Origin of the sequence: Christiangramia oceanisediminis, assembly GCF_022570735.2 — a bacterium.
Lineage (GTDB): Bacteria > Bacteroidota > Bacteroidia > Flavobacteriales > Flavobacteriaceae > Christiangramia > Christiangramia oceanisediminis.
This window is the reverse complement of sequence record NZ_JANCNS010000001.1, coordinates 571,492-588,807: the sequence shown is the minus strand read 5'-3', so window position 1 is coordinate 588,807 and position 17,316 is coordinate 571,492. Positions and strand designations below refer to the sequence as shown.

Genomic DNA, 17,316 nt, shown 5'->3' with positions numbered 1-17,316 from the left:
TTCCGAGGCATCGCCGAAGGAATCTCTATAAAATTCACGGTTTTTTGTTTATGAGACTGCTTCGGTTATTCTTCCCTCGCAGTGACCTTTTTAAATTGATCGAGCAATTATTTAAAATCAGTTTTGAGATATAGTCTTTCCACCTTTTCCCTGGCCCAGGGAGTTCTTCTTAAGAATTTAAGGCTGGATTTTACCGATGGATCATTTTTAAAACAATTGATGTCTATCCTGTCGGCGAGACCATCCCATCCATAATGAGCATGCAGCTGCTCTACGATTTGGCCAAGTTTTATTCCGTGTAGGGGATTGTTCGGTTGAGATTCCATAATTCTTATAGATTGGAAGAGATTTCTCAGTCATTTCATTCCTTCGAAATGACTATTAATACACTAAACGTCACTCTAAAAATATCAGGATTTTAAGATGAAGAAGCTGAAACTAGCCCGACAATTCGAGGCAGCTTGCCGAAATTCTGCATCAAAGTCAATTTAGGTGTCATTCCCAGGAGAAGCTTAAGAAATCTCATTATCAATTGTCAATTATCCATTGTCAATTGATACTATGCTTTTTTTACAAATTTGGTCAGGATCACGATCTGCTGACCTTCCACCTTTCCTTCTATCTGTTCCGGATTATCGTGTACCAGTGAAACTCGACGCACTGCCGTTCCTCGCTTGGCTGTTAGACTGGAACCCTTGACATTAAGGTCCTTTATAAGAACCACGGTATCGCCGGCTTCAATCACTGCCCCGTTACTGTCTTTATGAACAATCGAATTTTCTGTTTTTTTCTGGATGCCTGCTTTAGCCCATTGCTTTACCTCGTCATCCATATACATCATATCCAGAAGATCGTTTGGCCAGCCTTCGGCTTTTAATCGATTCAGCATTCTCCAGGACATGACCTGCACTGCGGGGATGCTGCTCCACATACTGTCGTTCAGACAACGCCAGTGATTGGGATCCACCTTTTCAGGGTCTTCGATCTGTTCCTTGCAGGTATCGCAAATAAGGATATGGCTTTCGAGTCCCGATTCCGGAGAATCCGGAATTTCGAAAACGTTCAGATCATCAGTCTTACTGCACAATTCGCAGGTGGAGTCACTTCGGCTCCTTAGGCTTTCTTCTATAGTCATCTTGCCAAATTTTATGCAAAGGTAATCTAAAGAATAGCGAATGGAGGCTGATTTCTGAAATAACTAGCTGGGGTTAGTAATATAGTCCATCACTCTTTTCTCCAGGATCGGCAGGGTAACTACCCCTTCTTCCAGGATAACCTCATGGAATTTCCTGATATCGAAATCGGCACCCAAAGCTTCTTCGGCCTTTTTTCGAAGTTCCCTGATCTTTAGTTCACCTATCTTATACGAAACAGCCTGTCCCGGCCAGGAAATGTAGCGATCTACTTCTGTATTGATCTCGTGAATGGATAATGCGGTATTGTTTTTCATAAAATCAACGGCCTGATCGCGGGTCCAGCCTTTGGCGTGAATTCCCGTGTCAACCACGAGTCGGCATGCACGCCACTGCTCGTAGGTGAGTTTTCCGAAGACCTCATAAGGGGTGCGGTAAATGCCCATTTCATCTGCCAGGAATTCGGAATAAAGTCCCCAGCCTTCTCCAAATGCCGAGATATAATAATTCCTGCGGAAGCGTGGAATGCTGTCGCCTAATTCCCTGTTCAGGGAGCCCTGCAAATGATGTCCAGGCACCGCTTCGTGGGCGGTAAGCGAAGGCAAAACATAGGTGGGCCTGCTGGGAAGGTCATACGTATTTACCCAGTAATATCCGGGATCGGTTTCGTTGGACGGACCTACGTAGCGGCCGGTGGTATATTTGGGTGCAATGGCAGCCGGAACTTCGGCAACTCCATACGGTCTTCTGGGAAGTTTAGTGAAATAGGCCGGAAGTTTGGCGTCAATACGTTTGGCGATATCCCGGGCGATCATCAGTAATTCTTCAGGAGTTTTAGCATAGAATTGCTCATCGGTTCTCAGGAATTCGAAGAATTCAGAAAAGCTACCTTCGAATCCGGTTTCGGCCATCACCTTTTTCATTTCGGAATTGATTCGCTCCACTTCAGAAAGTCCAAGCTGGTGAACTTCCTCGGCACTCATGTCCATAGTCGTGTAATATTCCAGCAGGTAATCGTAATATTCGTTGCCATTTGGAAGGTCGGAAGCTCCAAGAGCTTTCCTGGTTCCAGGAAAATATTCGGTTTCGAAAAATGTTTTGATTCGCTTGAACTGGGGAATCACATTATTCTCAATTGCCAGTTGAGCTGCTTTTTGAACGGAATCTTTTTGCTTTTCGGAGAGGGAAGACGGCAGATTTTCGAACGGAGCATAAAAATAACTATCCTGGTAATTATCCACGATCTGACTGTCATAGGTATTCTCGTAACCTTCGAAGATCACCAGAGGCTGAGTGATCCCTGTTTCTAAGCCTTCCCTCAACAAAACGAAATGCTGGTCTACATAAGCGGGAATAGCATTCAGTTTGTTCAGGTAATTTTTGACCTGTGAATAGGTGTTGAGATCCCGAATATGGTAATTCAAGCTCAGGTGAAAGCCGGCATCAGAAAGCAAGGGATTCAAATAACTCTTGAATTCATAGGATTTCACGGTATGCCGAAGATCGTATTCCAGGAGGGCGGCAGATATTTTTTCAGATTCTGAAAGTTCAGAAGTTTTTATTCCGTCGAGTTCGGCGAGAAGTTCTTCTGAAAATTCAGCAGACTTTTTGTAAACCTCTTTTTTATAAAGACCCAGCGGATGCTCCGACCGATCGTAAGCACGGTAGTCTTCGTATTTTTTAATGATGCTGTCCAGTTGTGCAGACGCATTTTGAGAAAATCCGGTATAGCCCAGTAACAGGAAAAAGATTGGATAAAGTATAGAACGCATGGCCTTATTTTAGGGTTTTAATTGCCTAAAATACGCTGCCAGAGCTTGGGAAGCAAATTACCGGCGTCTTCCAGCTCTTTTTCGGTTTCAGTGGCGACCAGTTCGCCATGCTCTTCGCTAAGGATATAGCTGAAAACAAAAGGAGCGTCGGCATTGGTGACATCCATTTTTCCGAAGCGAAGATCGTTATAGATAAGCTGCCCATCTTCCGTAGACAGGGTGTACCAGCCGTTGGAAATATCGATCAGTCGTTCCAGGTTCTCATTATTTCTCCAATCGCCGGCCAGTTCATGATTCTTTGGAATGGATTGAAAACTGATAGGCAGGGTATCGAAAAGGGAATAATCGGCCAGCAGGAAATCTTCCTCACGCTCAATATTAGCCGACCAAAGGATCGAATTTAAGGGAGCCGGACGGGTGTCCATTCTGTAATATTCGATATCCTGGGATTCCAGTGCATCTTCAAACTTCTGAAAAGTATAAAATTTTAGGGCTGGGGTGATAATTAACAAATAAATGCTGCTAATTATGAGGCCAAGCCGATTGTATTTCTTTCGTTTTGGATCCAACCTGTTTCGTCTCATGGCAAGGATAAGGAAGACCAGGAATGGAAGGGTATATAAAGGATCGATCACAAAAATGTTCTTATAGGCCAGTCTCAGGTCAAAAGGCCAGAAAAGCTGAGTTCCCCAGGTGGTATGTGCATCCAGCAGCGGATGGGTGAACAGTCCCCAGAACATGAGCCAGGACCAGTTCTTCCAGCTTATATCAGGATTGCTTTCGATCTTTGATATGATCCAACCGAATATCGGTGCAAAAATGACGGAGAAAACAATGGAATGTGAGAAGCCCCTGTGGATCTCGATGGCGGTAATGGTATCGAAGAAATTGCCAACGAAAGTATCCAGGTCTGGAATTGTGCCGGCGATAGCACCGTATAGCATAGCCTTGTTTCCCGCTTTTTTACCAAGCACGGCTTCGCCAACGGCTGCTCCAAGAACGATCTGGGTCAATGAATCCATAGTGGCAAATATAAGGTCTTGAGGTCATGCTGAGGGCAGTAGAAGCATGAAATGTTAGTGCCAGGTAGAGGGAAATTGATACACAGATTTAACCTATTCGACTAATTCCGATGTCAGGTCGAGCAGCTTGTCCTGAGCGTAGTCGAAGGAGAGTCGAGACCTACCTCAGAAATTGTAACCTCTTGACTAAGCCTGTTCTCTTTGGAGGCGTAGCACCGAAATGTTAGTGTCAGGTCGAGCAGCTTGTCCTGAGCGTAGTCGAAGGAGAGTCGAGACCTATTTTATTCACTTTTTCAGCCTCAATTAATGTCACAGAATTATTTTTTTAGTGGATTAAATTCAGACCTAACTATGGTTTATTTTCCCTGACTAAAAACTTTTACCTCTCGACTCCGCTCGAGGTGACAGTCCGTGATTATTTTTTTTTAAAGAATAAACTCATGGCCCCAAAGGATTTCCATCATTTAGACGAATTTATTATTCCTCTACAATCTTCATCTTCCTCAAAAGAAAGGATGCATTCATATTCTGGCAAACACCGGTTTTGAGGTGATAATCAAAATGAAGTTCGTCGTTCACGATCTCTGCATCAAAATAGTAATTCTTCACCTGTTCCAGTTCCTGGCTAATCTCGCACAGGCTCAGGTCATGAGTGGCGATGATCCCGGTAGAACTGCTGCCAACCAGGCGCTGCACGAATTTTCGGGAGCCAATGGCTTTATCGGTGCTGTTGGTCCCTTTGAGGATCTCGTCTAGAATAATGAAATATTTTTCGTCCTGGATCCGGTCTACGATATACTTCAGCCTTTTAAGTTCTGAAAAGAAATACGATTCATCATCACCCAGGGAATCGCTAGTTCGCATACTGGTGATCAACTTAATAGGTGAATAGCTGCAGCTTTCCGCGCAAACAGGTAAGCCGATATTGGACATCACGATTTGAAGAGCAACAGTTCGCAGGAATGTACTTTTTCCGGCCATATTAGCCCCGGTAATGATAAAAAACTGATCGGCCGTGATCTCAAAATCATTGTCCACTCGTTTCTTCGCATCCAGTAAAGGATGTCCCAGGTTCGTGGCTTTGATACCTTTCTTTTCGGAAAGTATCTTCGGAAAGACATAAGAACGATGATTGAATGCAAAATTTCCGAGGCTGTTATAAGCATCGGTTCGTTCTACCGCTTCAAACCAGTGTTCCACTGCCTCATGATGATTAGCGATCCATTTTTCGAGCCGGTAAGATTGCCGAAGGTCCCAAAGGAAAAATCCATTGGCGACTATTCCGAAAAGTATATTGTTACGCTGGTCCAGGGCATCGATTGCTTTGGAAAATTCCTGAAGGATGACCGAGGCTTTTTTGGATTCAGATTCTATGGATCTCTTCAGCTTTTTCATGAGTTCCGAATCGAAATGCTCGTTCTCAATAAATGCCAGCAGCTGGTAATATTGCTGAAAAGTGTCCTGGGCCTTGCTTACATTCGAGGATAACTCATTTATTTTCTTCAGATAAAATCCGCTGATCATCATCCCTACCAGGTACCAAAGCAGTAATTGCCAGAAACCGATGAAATCGAAGTAATAGGCTACGAATACCCCAATTGATAATACGGAAAATACGGCTGGAAACCATTTCATGAAACCAGGTACAAAAGCTTTATAATTTTGCAACCATTTAAGGATTGTTTGGGAATCGGTTTCGGTCTTCACCAGGGTTGCCGTAGCGGTATAATTCTGTCGCCAGTCGGCTTTTGAAGCCAGTTCCTTAACCGCTTCCTGTTTACGCTCGATCCTGTCAGTTTTATTCGCCAACAGAATTCTGGCCAATCGGGCCTTTCCTTCCTGAAGGGCGGTCCTGTTGAGGTATTGAAAAAAGGATTTTCTTCCAAAAAGATCGATATCACGGCTAAATTCATGGCCTTCGATATCGAATTCCAATCCTTCGGGCAAATCGGAAAAATCGCCAGTTTCTATGATCTTCAGTTCCTGTTCGTTCAGCTTGATAAGCGCCCTGATCTTTTCCCGTTCTTTTTTAAGATCGGAATGCCTCGACACCAGGAATATGAAAATCGCTAGCAGCGCAATGACCGCTGGGATCAGTACGCTCGCATTTCCGAAAAAGAAATAGATGATTCCAAAAATCGCCAGAAATACAATTAAGCGTAAAGTGCTTGAAAAGATCAGTTTTTTGGTAAGTTGCTTTTCAATGCCGGTATATTTTGAACTTTGGCTTTTATAGAATTCAGTAGGTTTAGTCATTATAAGTCTTCAAGTTCTTTTTTCAGTTTTTGTGTGAGGCTATCCACGACCAGGTCGTAAGAATGATCGATCAGTTCGAATACCAATTTTGGATCTAGCCGATGGTCAAGAATCAGCGTATTCCAGTGTTGTTTGTTCATATGATAGCCGGGAAGAATAGAGCCGTCGTATTCTTCTCGCAGTTCAATCGCGCGATCGGGATCACATTTCAGATTTGTTCTCAACGGTACTTCATCCAGGGAAACAATGGAGAACATCTTGCCCATTACCTTAAAGACCAGGTTGTCTGGGCCAAAAGGAAGACCTTCGGTCACTCCTTTTTTGCTGAGGCAATAATCTCTGAAAGTATCGATGTTCATTTTTTAATTATTTTCCATGGCCATGGTTATATCGTCATGCTGCCCCGAATTGTCGGGGTTGTTTCAGCATCTCAAAATTATAGGTCCTGGAATAAATCTTTCATTTCTGGATTTGTAGATTGTATTAAACGCAGCTTCCACTTTCTGCGCCAGTTTTTCAGTTGTTTCTCACTTTCTATCGCCTGATTTATATCTGAGAATTCTTCAAAATACATCAAATCCTGAATTTTAAGTCAGAAGTTACTCCTATATAAAGTACAGTCCTTGTTTTGTTTGCTAAAATATAGGTGCAACTACTGTTCATTTTTTAAAAAAGACCCTGAATCTCCCGAAGCTTCGGGACAGGGTGACGTAATTCAATCTTTTATGCTGCTACAGATATCGAGTTATTTTCAGCATCTAATTCTTATTTCCTTCCTCCAACTTCTCCGGCTCCCCACCTTCTATGGTCAAAGCCGTATAATCCAGTTTCCAACCAATGGTTTCCACGATCTTTTCCATTAAAAGAATGGTTTCCAATGCTTCAGATTTTGCCTTGTCAAGCAATCCGCTCTGAGGGATCTTATCTACGATTGCCTTTTTCGCGTCACGATTAATATCTGTGAGATCTGAAGTGGTAAACGGATTCGCCCAACCTTCCCGTTTATCGTAATATTTAAAATCCGTCTCGATGGTTAATAATTCCGGTTGCGGAAAGTTGGTGAGAATGATCCTTTTATTTTCATTGTCGCTTTCCATCCTGATCTTGCTCAGGTCAAATCCAACATGAGCTTTTGCTGTTACCAATACAATAGCCTTTTTCTTACCGAGTATCAGGCTCAGGTATTTCTCTTTGAGGTTTTCATAATGATAGATCTCTGAAAAATCGCCCTCGACCGTGATAAACTTGCAAACGCTTTTTATCTTATCCATGAGAACAACCGACTGCTCACTGGTTTTCAGTTCTGAACGCTCCTTATTAAATCGAGCGAAGATAAAATAGGCCAGTATCGCCCCGGCAGCAAGTCCGATAAACAGTAATTCCATATTATTTTCCTATTTCCCCAAGATGGGTAAATTTAAAACCTTTTTCGTATTTGAGTCCGTAGCCCAGCATCCTGTCAAAACTTGAATGGCTGAAAAGGATGATTCCCGCCAGCTGCAATTCAGGACTCTGACTAAAAATTCCAATCAGGCCAATACCAATTGCGATGGCTTTGTGATGAAAAATATTATAGCTAATCGCACCGATTTTATTGTTCACCAGGTATCCCAACATCCCAATATCGGGAAGAAAGAACAAACCGGCAAACCACCACCAGCTATAATTTAACAGGCTGAAACCCCAGATGCCCAGAACGAGCATGGCCAGTTCTTCTATTTTTAAGGATGTTGTCATTGATCAAGTATTTTATACAACACGGGTTTACAGGGTGCGGCATCGTTCTCGAAAGAGGCCGGTTGCAGGTTCAGAAAGTAATCACCATCCTGGAATTTGTTCGGAACATAGATCAGTTCTGTGATGGTAGCATCAAACCGTGTGTTTTTCGGGTAATTCCAAAAAGCCTTGTGGGCCAGTAATTTCCCGTCATCTTTTTCTTTTTCTACAGAGGGTTGGTCAATAAGCAAATGTTTGATCCCTTTTTCTCTAAGGAATATGGCCGCCGCTTCTTCCAGATACGGCCAGTTGGTGTGGGAATGCTGTCTGGAGATCTTGCCGATGTAGTTGGGAAGAGTCCTGATGACCAAAGCATCGCAATCCAGGTTTCCCGATTTCTTTTCCAGTAACTGCCGGGTAATGACCTGGTCCTGACCTTTTTTCTCGGGTTCAATCGAAATGAGTTTCGCCTTGAAAAAGAAGCTTTTTAAATGTTGCTGAATACTGTGAAACTCCTCACTGATATGCCCTACACATTCGGTATGAGTAGCGTGGGCATGCGGATTGAACCAGATATTATTGAAATTCACCGAAGCCCCTTCGCTAACCTTACCTATAAAATCACCATCCTTTACCGGTTTTATCTCCGGGTGTTTCAAATACCAGGCGACCGGGTTTTTATGATCTCCTCGCAGGCTAATGGAAATATCCATTGGCTTTGAGAAATCTATTTGATAAGACTGGCCGTTATGGCTTATCGTGGCAAGCATGTTCAATTGATTGGTCACTCACAAATTTAGGATTGTTAATCGATATATAGCAAGGCAATTCTAAGATTTAGATTTTTCAGCGGATTTCAGTTCCAGAAAAGATTTTTTGCTGTTTCAGAGATTCCTTCGCTTCGCTCGGAATGACTGCTGAGGTTGAATGAAATAATGAGCAGGTTATTGTTAGGTCTTGCTTTAGAAGGGATGTTTAGTCAATGAAAAACAATTCCGAAGCAATACCGTCGCTCAGGAATTTTCCTTTTTGGGTGATATGGAAAGTACCATTTTGTTCTTCAAGCAAATCATCTTTTATAAATTCCTGGGCATTCTCTAAAAAATGTCGTGAATATTCATGGCCAAACTTTTCTTCAAGGTCACTTAGTTTTACGCCATATTTGGTCCGTAACCTTGTCATCACGAATTCGTTGTATTGATCGGTAAGACTCAATTCCTCCGTTTCCTGGGGTATTTGATCTTTTTCCAGCGATTTTATATATAAGGTGTTGTTACTCACAATCCATTTTCGGGATTTGCCGTCGAAAGAATGTGCGGAAGGTCCTATTCCAAGGTAAGGCTTGCCCATCCAGTAAGCCATATTGTTCCGTGAATGATAGCCTGCCTTTCCAAAGTTGGAAAATTCGTAATGTTCAAACCCATTAGATTTCAGCGTTTCCAGAAGTATATCGAATTGTTCCCGGTATTGTTCATCATCCACCGGCTTTACTTTCCCTTTTTCGATGAACTTTTCGAGCGCTGTTCTTGGCTCTACAGTAAGTGCATAACTGGAAATATGGGGAATATTGAGTTCGAGCGCCTTGGCAAGGTTTTGCTTCCATTCCTCATTGCTTTGTCCCGGAATCCCGTAAATAAGGTCAATGGAAATATTGTCGAAATATTGCTTCGCCATTTTCAGGGAATTCCATGCTTCCTGCGCATTGTGCGCCCGGTTCATCAGTTTGAGATCTTTCTCGAAAAAAGACTGTACCCCAATGCTTAGTCTGTTTACCGGTGAATCGGCAAGCATCTTTAAAGATTTATCGGAAAGGTCATCGGGGTTTGCTTCCAGGGTAATCTCGGCATCCGGAGAAACTTCAAAATTATTCTCAATGGTTTCAAATATTTCAGCAAGTTCCTGGGCGCTTAGCAGGGAAGGAGTGCCTCCTCCAAAATAGATGGTTTCCAGCCTTGCTGAACTTAGTTCATCCTTACGTAAAACCAGTTCCCTGCAGAGCATGTTTACCAGTTCGCCTTTCTTCTTTATGGAAGTCGAAAAATGGAAATCACAGTAATGACAGGCCTGCTTGCAAAACGGGATATGGATGTAAATGCCGCTCATAATTTGAAGATTTGAAAATCATTCAATTTGAAAATCTCGTTCTCAAATTTTCAAATTTTCTCATTGCCTAATTATTTGACTCGTTTCGGATTTTGCTTGATAAAGGCATCCCATCCGGTGTAGCTTTTTCCAATTTCAGTTTTCCCGGAATTGTAGAAATGACAAACCGCAGCAGCGAGTCCGTCGGTCGCATCGAGGTTTTTTGGTAGCTTACCGATCTTTAACTGACTCTGCAGCATCTTTGCGACCTGTTCCTTGCTAGCACTTCCGTTCCCGGTAATTGCCATTTTGATCTTCTTCGGAAGGTATTCGGTAATAGGGATCTGCCGTGATAATCCTGCGGCCATTGCCACGCCCTGCGCCCGTCCCAGTTTAAGCATGGACTGTACATTCTTTCCGAAGAAAGGTGCTTCAATCGCGATCTCATCTGGGTGATAATTATCGATCAATTCTATGGTTCGTTCGAAAATATGCCTGAGCTTAACATAATGGTCTTTGTACTTGCTCAGCTGAAGTTCATTCATCTGGATAAAGCTCATCTTTTTGTTCTCCACTTTGATGAGTCCGAAACCCATGATCGTGGTGCCGGGGTCTATCCCCAGGATTATCCTTTCGCCTTTTAAAACCGTTTTTTCCGAAGTTTTGCTCACTAAATTTTCCTAATTTGGGACTTCACAAAGCTACGTAATTCTGCTCAGGCAGCATTAAATCAAACCAACCATGATTTTAGTTATTCTGCTGGTACTTGTTACTGCCTGCTATACGGGCCTGCTGGCGGCATTTATTTATGGCTGGAAAAAATTGCCTGATTTCGAGCTGAAAAAGGAAATTCCGAAAACCAGTTTTAGCATCATCATCCCTTACAGAAACGAGGCTGAAAATCTTCCCGAATTGTTCAAATCGCTTTCAGGATTAAGATATCCTAGTGAACTTTACGAGATCATCCTGGTCAATGATGAATCTGAAGATGATTCCCTGAAATTATGCGAGGAATTTCAGGAATCATTTCCAGGACTAAAAATAAAACTGATCGAAAATAAACGAAGAACCACCTCCCCTAAAAAAGATGCTGTGCTTACCGGTATCGATCAAGCAAGGTTCGAATATATAGTCACCACCGATGCCGATTGTATTGTGCCTGTGAAATGGCTTGCCGGATTCGACCAGCAGATCCAGGAAAATGATACTAAGTTGATTGCCGGCCCCGTTGGATTTATTGGGAGTGCCGATGTAAGAGCAAAATTGTTCACCAGGTTCGAAGAACTGGACTTTCTTAGTTTGCAGGCCACGACGATTGGTAGTTTCGGAATTGAAAAAGGCTTTATGTGCAATGCGGCAAATTTAGGTTATTCAAAATCTGTATTCGAAAAATACAATGGGTATGAAGGAAATGAGGAGATCGCCAGCGGTGACGATGTTTTCCTGCTTCAAAAGCTCAATAAGGCAGGGGAGAAGGTAGCCTTTTTAAAGTCACCTGAACTGATCGTTCAAACCCGATTTCAGAAAAGCCTTCGAGCCCTGATCCACCAAAGACTGAGATGGGCTTCCAAGACCTCGAGCTTTATCAGCAAGCTGGCAAAATTTACCGGCATTATCGTTTTCCTGATGAACTTTATGCTGATCTTCGGTGCGGTAATGGCATTTTTGGGCTATACAGATTACCAATATGTGTTGATGGCATTCCTGGTGAAATTCAATATCGATTTTATCATACTGTATCGCGCAGCTAAATTCTTCAAAAGGGAGGAGATCCTTAGGAGCTATTTATGGGGTAGTATTGTTTATCCCTTTTATACCATATATATAAGCATTCTTGCCATGCTTACCGATTATGAATGGAAAGGAAGACGATTCAATATGTAATTGAAAATTGAGAATGGATAATTGACAATTAAAGCTTTAGCAATAACAAAAAACTATACGATTTTATTATGAATTATATACTGTTTTATGATTTAGCCGATAATTATCTGGAAGAAAGAGGTCAGTATCGTGCGGAGCATTTAGGATTGGCCAGGGAGGCGGCCGAAAAAGGCGAGCTGATTTTGGGAGGTGCCCTTGACGAACCTGCAGACCAGGCGCTGCTGATCTTTCAAACCGAAGCACAGGCTACAGCATTTGCCAATAATGATCCCTATGTCAAAAACGGACTCATCAAGGACTGGAAAGTAAGGAAATGGAATGCGGTGATAGGAAGTAAGCTGGATTAAATTTTAGAGCTTCTATCCTGGTCATTTCGAACCCGAATTTTCGGGTGAGAAATCTCAGGCATTTGGGGTTTAAAAAGTTGTTCAAAGGCAAGTAATAGATTTCTCAGTCGTCCCAAAAACTGGGACTCCTTCGAAACGACTTTAACTTTCAAGTTCCTCTCTCGACTGAGCCTGTGCTGAGCGAAGACGAAGCACTCGAGGTGACAAATTACTTCAAACCTCGTTCATCTAAGTTTACCTCTCGACTTCGCTCGAGGTGACAAAATACTTTCAAGTTCGTACTTCCAACTTCGTCCCCCTAACTTCGTACCTCGTACTTCAAATCATTCTGCTTTTACCACTATAGGCATTTTGAAAACGGTAGAAACAGGTATACCTCGTTTACTAGCCGGATAGATCCTTGGCAGGGAGTCCATACTTGCGTGCAGCCATTCTTCGATCTTTGGCAACTGATTGGTCACGGTGGTGTCTACCTTTACTGAATCTATCTGGGGTTTTCCGCTTTTTGTGATCTCCAGGTAAATGAACAGGGTGTCATTAATGCTTTCGGTTACTACGGGCCGCTGACTTGCCAGGTAAGAGTAGATGGTGCTGGCGATCTTTCGTTCAAAACAGTTTTTTGCGGCTGCGAGTTCGGTTTGAGATTTGCATTCCTCGAATGCCGGATACTCATCCACTTCCTTCCAGTTGAGGGAACGGGTTTCCTGTTCCAGAACATCTTCTGATGAGATCTTCTTGGTCTCAAAATTACAGGAAGCGATGATAAGAATTAGTACAGGCAGTAAAGATTTTCTCATTGACAATCCGCTTACGGAATTTCAAAAATAGTGAAATATAGCCGCTTAGGAAAGAAATCTGTTATTTAGCCATATGTATCTCTTTTTTGAGCTGACTAATTCGATATTCGGCTATGGAAAGCATGTCATTTCTCCCGGTTTCAGCATATTTATCTACAAAATCCTGGTAATATTTTAATACTTTCTCCTTGTCCTCATAGATGGCATCTGCCGCAATTGCCAGTTCTATAAGGGCTCGCTGGTTTTCCGGGTTTTCTCCGAGTGCCATTTTAAAATTCCTGTAAGCCTCCTGAAAATTTTCCTGTCTTTTGAAACTGAGGCCGATGTTCACATATTCATTATCCACCGGCTGCTTTTTAATAAGTAAGGCCATGGTGAAATGTTGCTGTGCTTTGTCCGGTTTATTTTGATTTAGATAAAGGACTCCAAGGTTGGAATGTACGCTGGCATTAGCGTCATTAATTTCCAGCATTTTCGTATAGGTTTCTATAGCTTTTTCGTCCTGTCCCGTTACCCGATAGGACTTTGCGAGTTTTTCCAATATGAATTCTGAACCTTCTCCTAATGAAATAAGTTTTTCATAGGGTTCGATGGCTTTTTCAAATTGAAGGGTTTTTGAATAAGACTGTCCCAGGATTGATAATAAGGAGACATTATTTGGACGGGCTCTTAGCCCGGTATTGCATAACATAATGGCATTATAGGATTTGCCGTTTTTCAGAAAATATTTTGCAGTTTTATAAATTGCACCCTGATGAGTAGAATCCCAGCTATGGGTTTTAAAGAAATAGCGCATGGCGGTAGAATCTTTTTTCATCTCCTTTGCCAATCCAATTCGATACATAAAAGCGGCGTTTTCAGGATACTTTTTACTTAGTTCTGTAAATAAGCTATCGGCCATATCTGCTTTTCCGGTTTCCAGAAGCAATTCTCCGTAATCAACAGCGGTTAGAATCTTTCCAGGACTTTGATCTAACACGGTTTTATAATTTTGAAGAGCCTCTTCATTCTGCCTGCTTGCCTGCTGGATCTTCGCTAATTTTAGGTAAACGGATTCGGTTTTTGGTTCAATGCTTTTTAAAAGCTCAACCGCTTTTGTTGTCTCGCCTACGGCTGAAAGGCTGTCGGCAGTTTTCAGAATTTCGGTCTGACTGAAGCACAAACTGGCCTGTGCCAGGAGTCCGATGATGAATAGATGTCGCTTAATATTTGACATTGTGTAGTTGTTTCAGCGCGGATTAAATATTCTGGTTCATTTGTCTCGTTTTTCCGCATTGTGCAAACTGTTTGTCTCTCTTGAGGCCAATACTGTAGGTCTCGGCGAATTCCGAAACCAGGTTTGAATAGGTTTGTCTTTGCTGCTCGTCTATATCCTCATTTAACAGGTTGAAAACATAAGTATGAATATTTCCATCTGCATCAAAATAAAACTTGTGAACGATCAGGATCTGCTCATCTTCGGTTTCCCATTCAAAATCCTTCGCCTTCAGAAAACTGGCCATTTCCTGGTGTAATTTGGTCCAGGACTCCATTACCGTTTCATATTCGGTTTTTGAGATCTGTGGATTCAGCAAATTGGGATGCGCATTATCAAGCTGGGGAGCCTTTGATTTTAGTATCTCCGGTTCCGAATCGAAATCATAAACCTTGATGGCATCCTTATTTTGTGAATTTGCGGAAATACTTAAAAGGCTGATTAAAAGTATTGTAACTAGATTTTGCATTGCTAGGATTTTATGTTGAATATTTAAACAAAGGCCGGGAGAGAATTCCCCGACCTTTAAACTCAAACAAATTAAAATTTAATTATTCAGAAACTTTAAAAGCGATTGGCAGGGAGTACATCACGCTAATCGGTTGTCCGTTTTGTTCTCCCGGCTGCATTTGAGGAAGACTGGAAATCACCCTTTTGGCTTCTTCTTCTAATTCAGGATGCGGAGCTCTTGCTCTTACATCCTGAATCTTACCGGTTTCATCTATTCTGAACTGAACAATTACTCGGTTTACTCCGGTAAGGCCTAATTTCTTACCTAAAGAAGTGTCGAAATTCTTATTAACGAAGTTGGAGATCGCTGTAGAAGTGCAATTTTTCCTAACATCATCAAGATATTGTTCACATCCGGTAAAAGCTGGAACCTTTTCTATAACTGCGAATGGGATTTTATCTGCATCATTCCATTTATTGTCGGGGGCTGCTGGAGGTGGAGGAGGTGGAGTTCCATCTTTACCGTACCTTTCATTACGTAATAATTCTTCTTTTCTTTTAATTAATTGTTGAAACTCTTCTTTCTCTTCCTTTGAAAGACTGTCCTTATTATCAAGATAGGTTTTTAATTCAGCGATTTTATCAGCCACCGAGGCTTCATTATCTATGGGTGATAGATCTTCAGATTTATCTTCGCTACAGGCGACATAGGTCAGCATTGCCAACATTAACGGAATGACCAGTAAAAATTTGAATTTTGAAAGTTTCGATGATTTGTTTTTTTGTAACATAAGTATTCGTTTTTTGATTAATGATTGAGTGAAAAATTGATTTGTAAATGAAATGTCTTTTGTATTAAAGGCAGTGTTCAGCAACTGCTCGAAATAGGTCTTTTTGGCCACTGTCTTTACAACCTCATTGTCGGCAATGAATTCGTGAACCCCGGCTATCCTGGACTGGTAGACATATACCAGCGGATTGAACCAGAAAAGAATCTTCAGGACCTCAAAAAAGATAAGGTCGTAGGTATGTTTTTGCTTTACATGAATCAATTCATGTGAAAGGATCTGTTTTTTCTCATTTTCTGAAAGATCTTCTCCCAGGTATACCGAATTAAAGAAGGTATAGGCGATTCTAGAATCGGGTACGTTTATGATCCGGAATTCGTTTTCGTAGGTATGGCTTCCAGCTTCTGAAAGTTTCTTCAGATGAAGGTATTTGTAAATAAAAAGCCCTAAAGAAAACACAGTACCGCCCAGATAAGTGATAAGCCACCAGTTGGGCGTCCATCCACCTTCAGCATTAATAACCACCAGGGGCAGGTTCTGTACATATATATTAGGGTCATTATTCAGGGCTTGGGGGATCACCAGTTTGGCGCTTTCCGGAACCGCGTTCACCAGGAATTCCAGTCGCAGCCAGGGAATGGCAAAAGCCAGGATGGGTGTGACCAGTAGATACAGCCGGTTGTAATTGAAAAATGTCTCTTTTTTGAGGAACAGATCGTAGACCAGCAGGAATAACAGCTGGAAGAAAAGTACCTGTAATATATAATGTATCATGATTCTTCTTTTTTGTTGATCTCCTTCATAATGCTTTCCAGTTCTTCGGTGCTCATATCGTTCTTTTTCATGAAAAATGAAACCATGCTTTTGAAAGACCCATTAAAATAGTTGTTCATCAACTGGGTGATGCTTTGATTGCTATAGGTTTCTTTCTCCAGGATAGGGAAGTAGATATAGCCTTTGCCTTTTTTACGGTGATCTACAAATCCCTTGTTTTCCAGGATGCGAACGATTGTTGAAACAGTATTGTATGCCGGTTTTGGTTCAGGCATTTCCTGAATAATATCGGCCACATTAGCTTCTTTTAGTTGCCACAGGATCTGCATGATCTCTTCCTCGGCTTTGGTTAATTGTTTCATAGGTTTGAATTTGTTTCTGCTAATATAAACTAAATATTTAGGTAGAACTAATAAATTAGTTGAAATTTGATTGTAAGTTGATTATATTCGCTTTTCTAAAACATCAAAAAATGGAAGTGATTCTTTTTATAGTAGCGGGTTTGTTCATGGTGCTGGGTGTCCTGGGAAGTTTCCTGCCGGTGCTGCCGGGAGTGCCGTTAAGCTGGATAGGTTTGCTTATTTTCTACCTGATCCCTGGCATTGGGATTAATTACCTGATTCTTGGAATTACGCTTGCCGTAACTATTCTTATTTACATCCTCGACCTCGTTATTCCCGCTTTGGGAACCAGGAAATTCGGTGGTAGCCGTAAGGGGATGATTGGAGCTACCATAGGACTCATTGTTGGTATCTTCGTACCCTTCCCGTTTGCTATCCTGATCTGTCCATTCGTGGGTGCGTTTATTGGCGAGATCATCAATAAAAGCGATTCCCGTACCGCCGGGAAAGCAGCTTTTGGTTCGTACGTTGGGCTGCTGGCTTCCAGTTTCATGGAATTTATCGTGACCTTCGCGTTCTTGATGCTTTTCCTCTACCAGTTCTGGAATTATAAGGAACTGATCTTCTAAAGATCCAATCATCCTGTGATCCAGCCGATTGATCTTCCGGAAATTAGTCTTACTGAGATTAAATCTTATT

20 protein-coding genes are annotated in these 17,316 nt (G+C 42.0%); 3 read left to right on the top strand and 17 right to left on the bottom strand.

Going from position 1 to position 17,316, the window contains the following annotated elements; translation table 11 throughout:
• Positions 1 to 107 precede the first annotated feature (107 nt).
• The 12 genes from MKO06_RS02655 to ruvC form a co-directional block, all read right to left on the bottom strand.
• Positions 108 to 326, bottom strand: coding sequence for a VF530 family protein (locus MKO06_RS02655; RefSeq protein ID WP_241550792.1), 219 nt, complete (start codon positions 324 to 326; stop codon positions 108 to 110).
• Between the two features lie 233 nt (positions 327 to 559).
• Positions 560 to 1,135, bottom strand: coding sequence for a PhnA domain-containing protein (locus MKO06_RS02650; protein WP_241550791.1), 576 nt, complete (start codon positions 1,133 to 1,135; stop codon positions 560 to 562).
• Positions 1,136 to 1,198: 63 nt separating this feature from the next.
• Entirely contained in the window at positions 1,199 to 2,905 is a 1,707-nt protein-coding gene (locus MKO06_RS02645; RefSeq protein WP_241550790.1) for a DUF885 domain-containing protein, read from the bottom strand.
• Between the two features lie 17 nt (positions 2,906 to 2,922).
• Positions 2,923 to 3,927, bottom strand: a complete 1,005-nt coding sequence (locus MKO06_RS02640) for a metal-dependent hydrolase (RefSeq protein ID WP_241550789.1) — start codon at positions 3,925 to 3,927, stop codon at positions 2,923 to 2,925.
• A 477-nt stretch (positions 3,928 to 4,404) separates the two neighbouring features.
• On the bottom strand, positions 4,405 to 6,183 hold the full coding sequence (locus tag MKO06_RS02635; RefSeq protein ID WP_241550788.1) for a MutS-related protein: 1,779 nt from the start codon (positions 6,181 to 6,183) through the stop codon (positions 4,405 to 4,407).
• Entirely contained in the window at positions 6,183 to 6,542 is a 360-nt protein-coding gene (locus MKO06_RS02630; RefSeq protein ID WP_241550787.1) for an MmcQ/YjbR family DNA-binding protein, read from the bottom strand. The genes MKO06_RS02635 and MKO06_RS02630 overlap by 1 nt, the downstream gene beginning before the upstream one ends.
• A gap of 214 nt (positions 6,543 to 6,756) precedes the next feature.
• Positions 6,757 to 6,846 carry a GIY-YIG nuclease family protein gene (locus MKO06_RS17125; protein WP_341849941.1) on the bottom strand — a complete coding sequence of 30 codons (90 nt, stop codon included), beginning with the start codon at positions 6,844 to 6,846 and terminating at the stop codon, positions 6,757 to 6,759.
• A 95-nt stretch (positions 6,847 to 6,941) separates the two neighbouring features.
• Positions 6,942 to 7,568, bottom strand: coding sequence for a DUF4230 domain-containing protein (locus MKO06_RS02620; protein ID WP_241550786.1), 627 nt, complete (start codon positions 7,566 to 7,568; stop codon positions 6,942 to 6,944).
• Position 7,569: 1 nt separating this feature from the next.
• Positions 7,570 to 7,920, bottom strand: coding sequence for a DUF4260 domain-containing protein (locus MKO06_RS02615; protein ID WP_241550785.1), 351 nt, complete (start codon positions 7,918 to 7,920; stop codon positions 7,570 to 7,572).
• Complete coding sequence (locus MKO06_RS02610) at positions 7,917 to 8,669, bottom strand: cyclase family protein (protein WP_241550784.1); 753 nt, start codon at positions 8,667 to 8,669, stop codon at positions 7,917 to 7,919. Before MKO06_RS02610 ends, MKO06_RS02615 begins: the two co-directional genes overlap by 4 nt.
• A gap of 205 nt (positions 8,670 to 8,874) precedes the next feature.
• Complete coding sequence (gene hemW / locus MKO06_RS02605) at positions 8,875 to 10,002, bottom strand: radical SAM family heme chaperone HemW (RefSeq protein ID WP_241550783.1); 1,128 nt, start codon at positions 10,000 to 10,002, stop codon at positions 8,875 to 8,877.
• 71 nt (positions 10,003 to 10,073) lie between these two features.
• The gene (gene ruvC, locus MKO06_RS02600; protein WP_256946145.1) at positions 10,074 to 10,652 is read right to left on the bottom strand and encodes a crossover junction endodeoxyribonuclease RuvC; all 579 of its coding nucleotides are present in this window, start codon (positions 10,650 to 10,652) and stop codon (positions 10,074 to 10,076) included.
• A gap of 70 nt (positions 10,653 to 10,722) precedes the next feature.
• Here ruvC and MKO06_RS02595 point away from each other — a divergent pair, with 70 nt between their 5' ends.
• A complete protein-coding gene (locus tag MKO06_RS02595) occupies positions 10,723 to 11,865 on the top strand; it encodes a glycosyltransferase family 2 protein (RefSeq protein ID WP_241550782.1) in 1,143 nt (380 codons plus the stop codon).
• Between the two features lie 68 nt (positions 11,866 to 11,933).
• On the top strand, positions 11,934 to 12,212 hold the full coding sequence (locus tag MKO06_RS02590) for a YciI-like protein (RefSeq protein WP_241550781.1): 279 nt from the start codon (positions 11,934 to 11,936) through the stop codon (positions 12,210 to 12,212).
• A 323-nt stretch (positions 12,213 to 12,535) separates the two neighbouring features.
• Here the strand turns inward: MKO06_RS02590 and MKO06_RS02585 are convergent, their stop codons facing one another.
• The 5 genes from MKO06_RS02585 to MKO06_RS02565 all read right to left on the bottom strand — a co-directional run bounded on the left by MKO06_RS02585 (position 12,536) and on the right by MKO06_RS02565 (position 16,638).
• Entirely contained in the window at positions 12,536 to 13,009 is a 474-nt protein-coding gene (locus MKO06_RS02585; protein WP_241550780.1) for a hypothetical protein, read from the bottom strand.
• 61 nt (positions 13,010 to 13,070) lie between these two features.
• Complete coding sequence (locus tag MKO06_RS02580) at positions 13,071 to 14,225, bottom strand: tetratricopeptide repeat protein (protein ID WP_241550779.1); 1,155 nt, start codon at positions 14,223 to 14,225, stop codon at positions 13,071 to 13,073.
• Between the two features lie 22 nt (positions 14,226 to 14,247).
• On the bottom strand, positions 14,248 to 14,733 hold the full coding sequence (locus MKO06_RS02575; protein WP_241550778.1) for a hypothetical protein: 486 nt from the start codon (positions 14,731 to 14,733) through the stop codon (positions 14,248 to 14,250).
• Between the two features lie 82 nt (positions 14,734 to 14,815).
• Complete coding sequence (locus MKO06_RS02570; RefSeq protein ID WP_241550777.1) at positions 14,816 to 16,276, bottom strand: M56 family metallopeptidase; 1,461 nt, start codon at positions 16,274 to 16,276, stop codon at positions 14,816 to 14,818.
• On the bottom strand, positions 16,273 to 16,638 hold the full coding sequence (locus MKO06_RS02565) for a BlaI/MecI/CopY family transcriptional regulator (protein ID WP_241550776.1): 366 nt from the start codon (positions 16,636 to 16,638) through the stop codon (positions 16,273 to 16,275). Before MKO06_RS02565 ends, MKO06_RS02570 begins: the two co-directional genes overlap by 4 nt.
• Before the next feature lie 110 nt (positions 16,639 to 16,748).
• Between MKO06_RS02565 and MKO06_RS02560 the strand changes: the two genes are divergently transcribed.
• Entirely contained in the window at positions 16,749 to 17,246 is a 498-nt protein-coding gene (locus MKO06_RS02560) for a DUF456 domain-containing protein (RefSeq protein WP_241550775.1), read from the top strand.
• The last annotated feature ends 70 nt before the right edge of the window (positions 17,247 to 17,316 follow it).

Bases quoted from the DNA above. Each gene is read 5' to 3' on its own strand.
- MKO06_RS02635 (WP_241550788.1), bottom strand. From the start codon at position 6,183: ATGACTAAACCTACTGAATTCTATAAAAGCCAAAGTTCAAAATATACC.
- MKO06_RS02615 (WP_241550785.1), bottom strand. From the start codon at position 7,920: ATGACAACATCCTTAAAAATAGAAGAACTGGCCATGCTCGTTCTGGGC.
- MKO06_RS02645 (WP_241550790.1), bottom strand. From the start codon at position 2,905: ATGCGTTCTATACTTTATCCAATCTTTTTCCTGTTACTGGGCTATACC.
- MKO06_RS02580 (WP_241550779.1), bottom strand. From the start codon at position 14,225: ATGTCAAATATTAAGCGACATCTATTCATCATCGGACTCCTGGCACAG.
- MKO06_RS02570 (WP_241550777.1), bottom strand. From the start codon at position 16,276: ATGATACATTATATATTACAGGTACTTTTCTTCCAGCTGTTATTCCTG.
- MKO06_RS17125 (WP_341849941.1), bottom strand. From the start codon at position 6,846: ATGAACAGTAGTTGCACCTATATTTTAGCAAACAAAACAAGGACTGTA.
- MKO06_RS02640 (WP_241550789.1), bottom strand. From the start codon at position 3,927: ATGGATTCATTGACCCAGATCGTTCTTGGAGCAGCCGTTGGCGAAGCC.
- MKO06_RS02620 (WP_241550786.1), bottom strand. From the start codon at position 7,568: ATGGAATTACTGTTTATCGGACTTGCTGCCGGGGCGATACTGGCCTAT.
- MKO06_RS02590 (WP_241550781.1), top strand. From the start codon at position 11,934: ATGAATTATATACTGTTTTATGATTTAGCCGATAATTATCTGGAAGAA.
- hemW (WP_241550783.1), bottom strand. From the start codon at position 10,002: ATGAGCGGCATTTACATCCATATCCCGTTTTGCAAGCAGGCCTGTCAT.
- MKO06_RS02585 (WP_241550780.1), bottom strand. From the start codon at position 13,009: ATGAGAAAATCTTTACTGCCTGTACTAATTCTTATCATCGCTTCCTGT.
- MKO06_RS02565 (WP_241550776.1), bottom strand. From the start codon at position 16,638: ATGAAACAATTAACCAAAGCCGAGGAAGAGATCATGCAGATCCTGTGG.
- MKO06_RS02630 (WP_241550787.1), bottom strand. From the start codon at position 6,542: ATGAACATCGATACTTTCAGAGATTATTGCCTCAGCAAAAAAGGAGTG.
- MKO06_RS02655 (WP_241550792.1), bottom strand. From the start codon at position 326: ATGGAATCTCAACCGAACAATCCCCTACACGGAATAAAACTTGGCCAA.
- MKO06_RS02650 (WP_241550791.1), bottom strand. From the start codon at position 1,135: ATGACTATAGAAGAAAGCCTAAGGAGCCGAAGTGACTCCACCTGCGAA.
- MKO06_RS02595 (WP_241550782.1), top strand. From the start codon at position 10,723: ATGATTTTAGTTATTCTGCTGGTACTTGTTACTGCCTGCTATACGGGC.
- MKO06_RS02575 (WP_241550778.1), bottom strand. From the start codon at position 14,733: ATGCAAAATCTAGTTACAATACTTTTAATCAGCCTTTTAAGTATTTCC.
- MKO06_RS02610 (WP_241550784.1), bottom strand. From the start codon at position 8,669: ATGCTTGCCACGATAAGCCATAACGGCCAGTCTTATCAAATAGATTTC.
- MKO06_RS02560 (WP_241550775.1), top strand. From the start codon at position 16,749: ATGGAAGTGATTCTTTTTATAGTAGCGGGTTTGTTCATGGTGCTGGGT.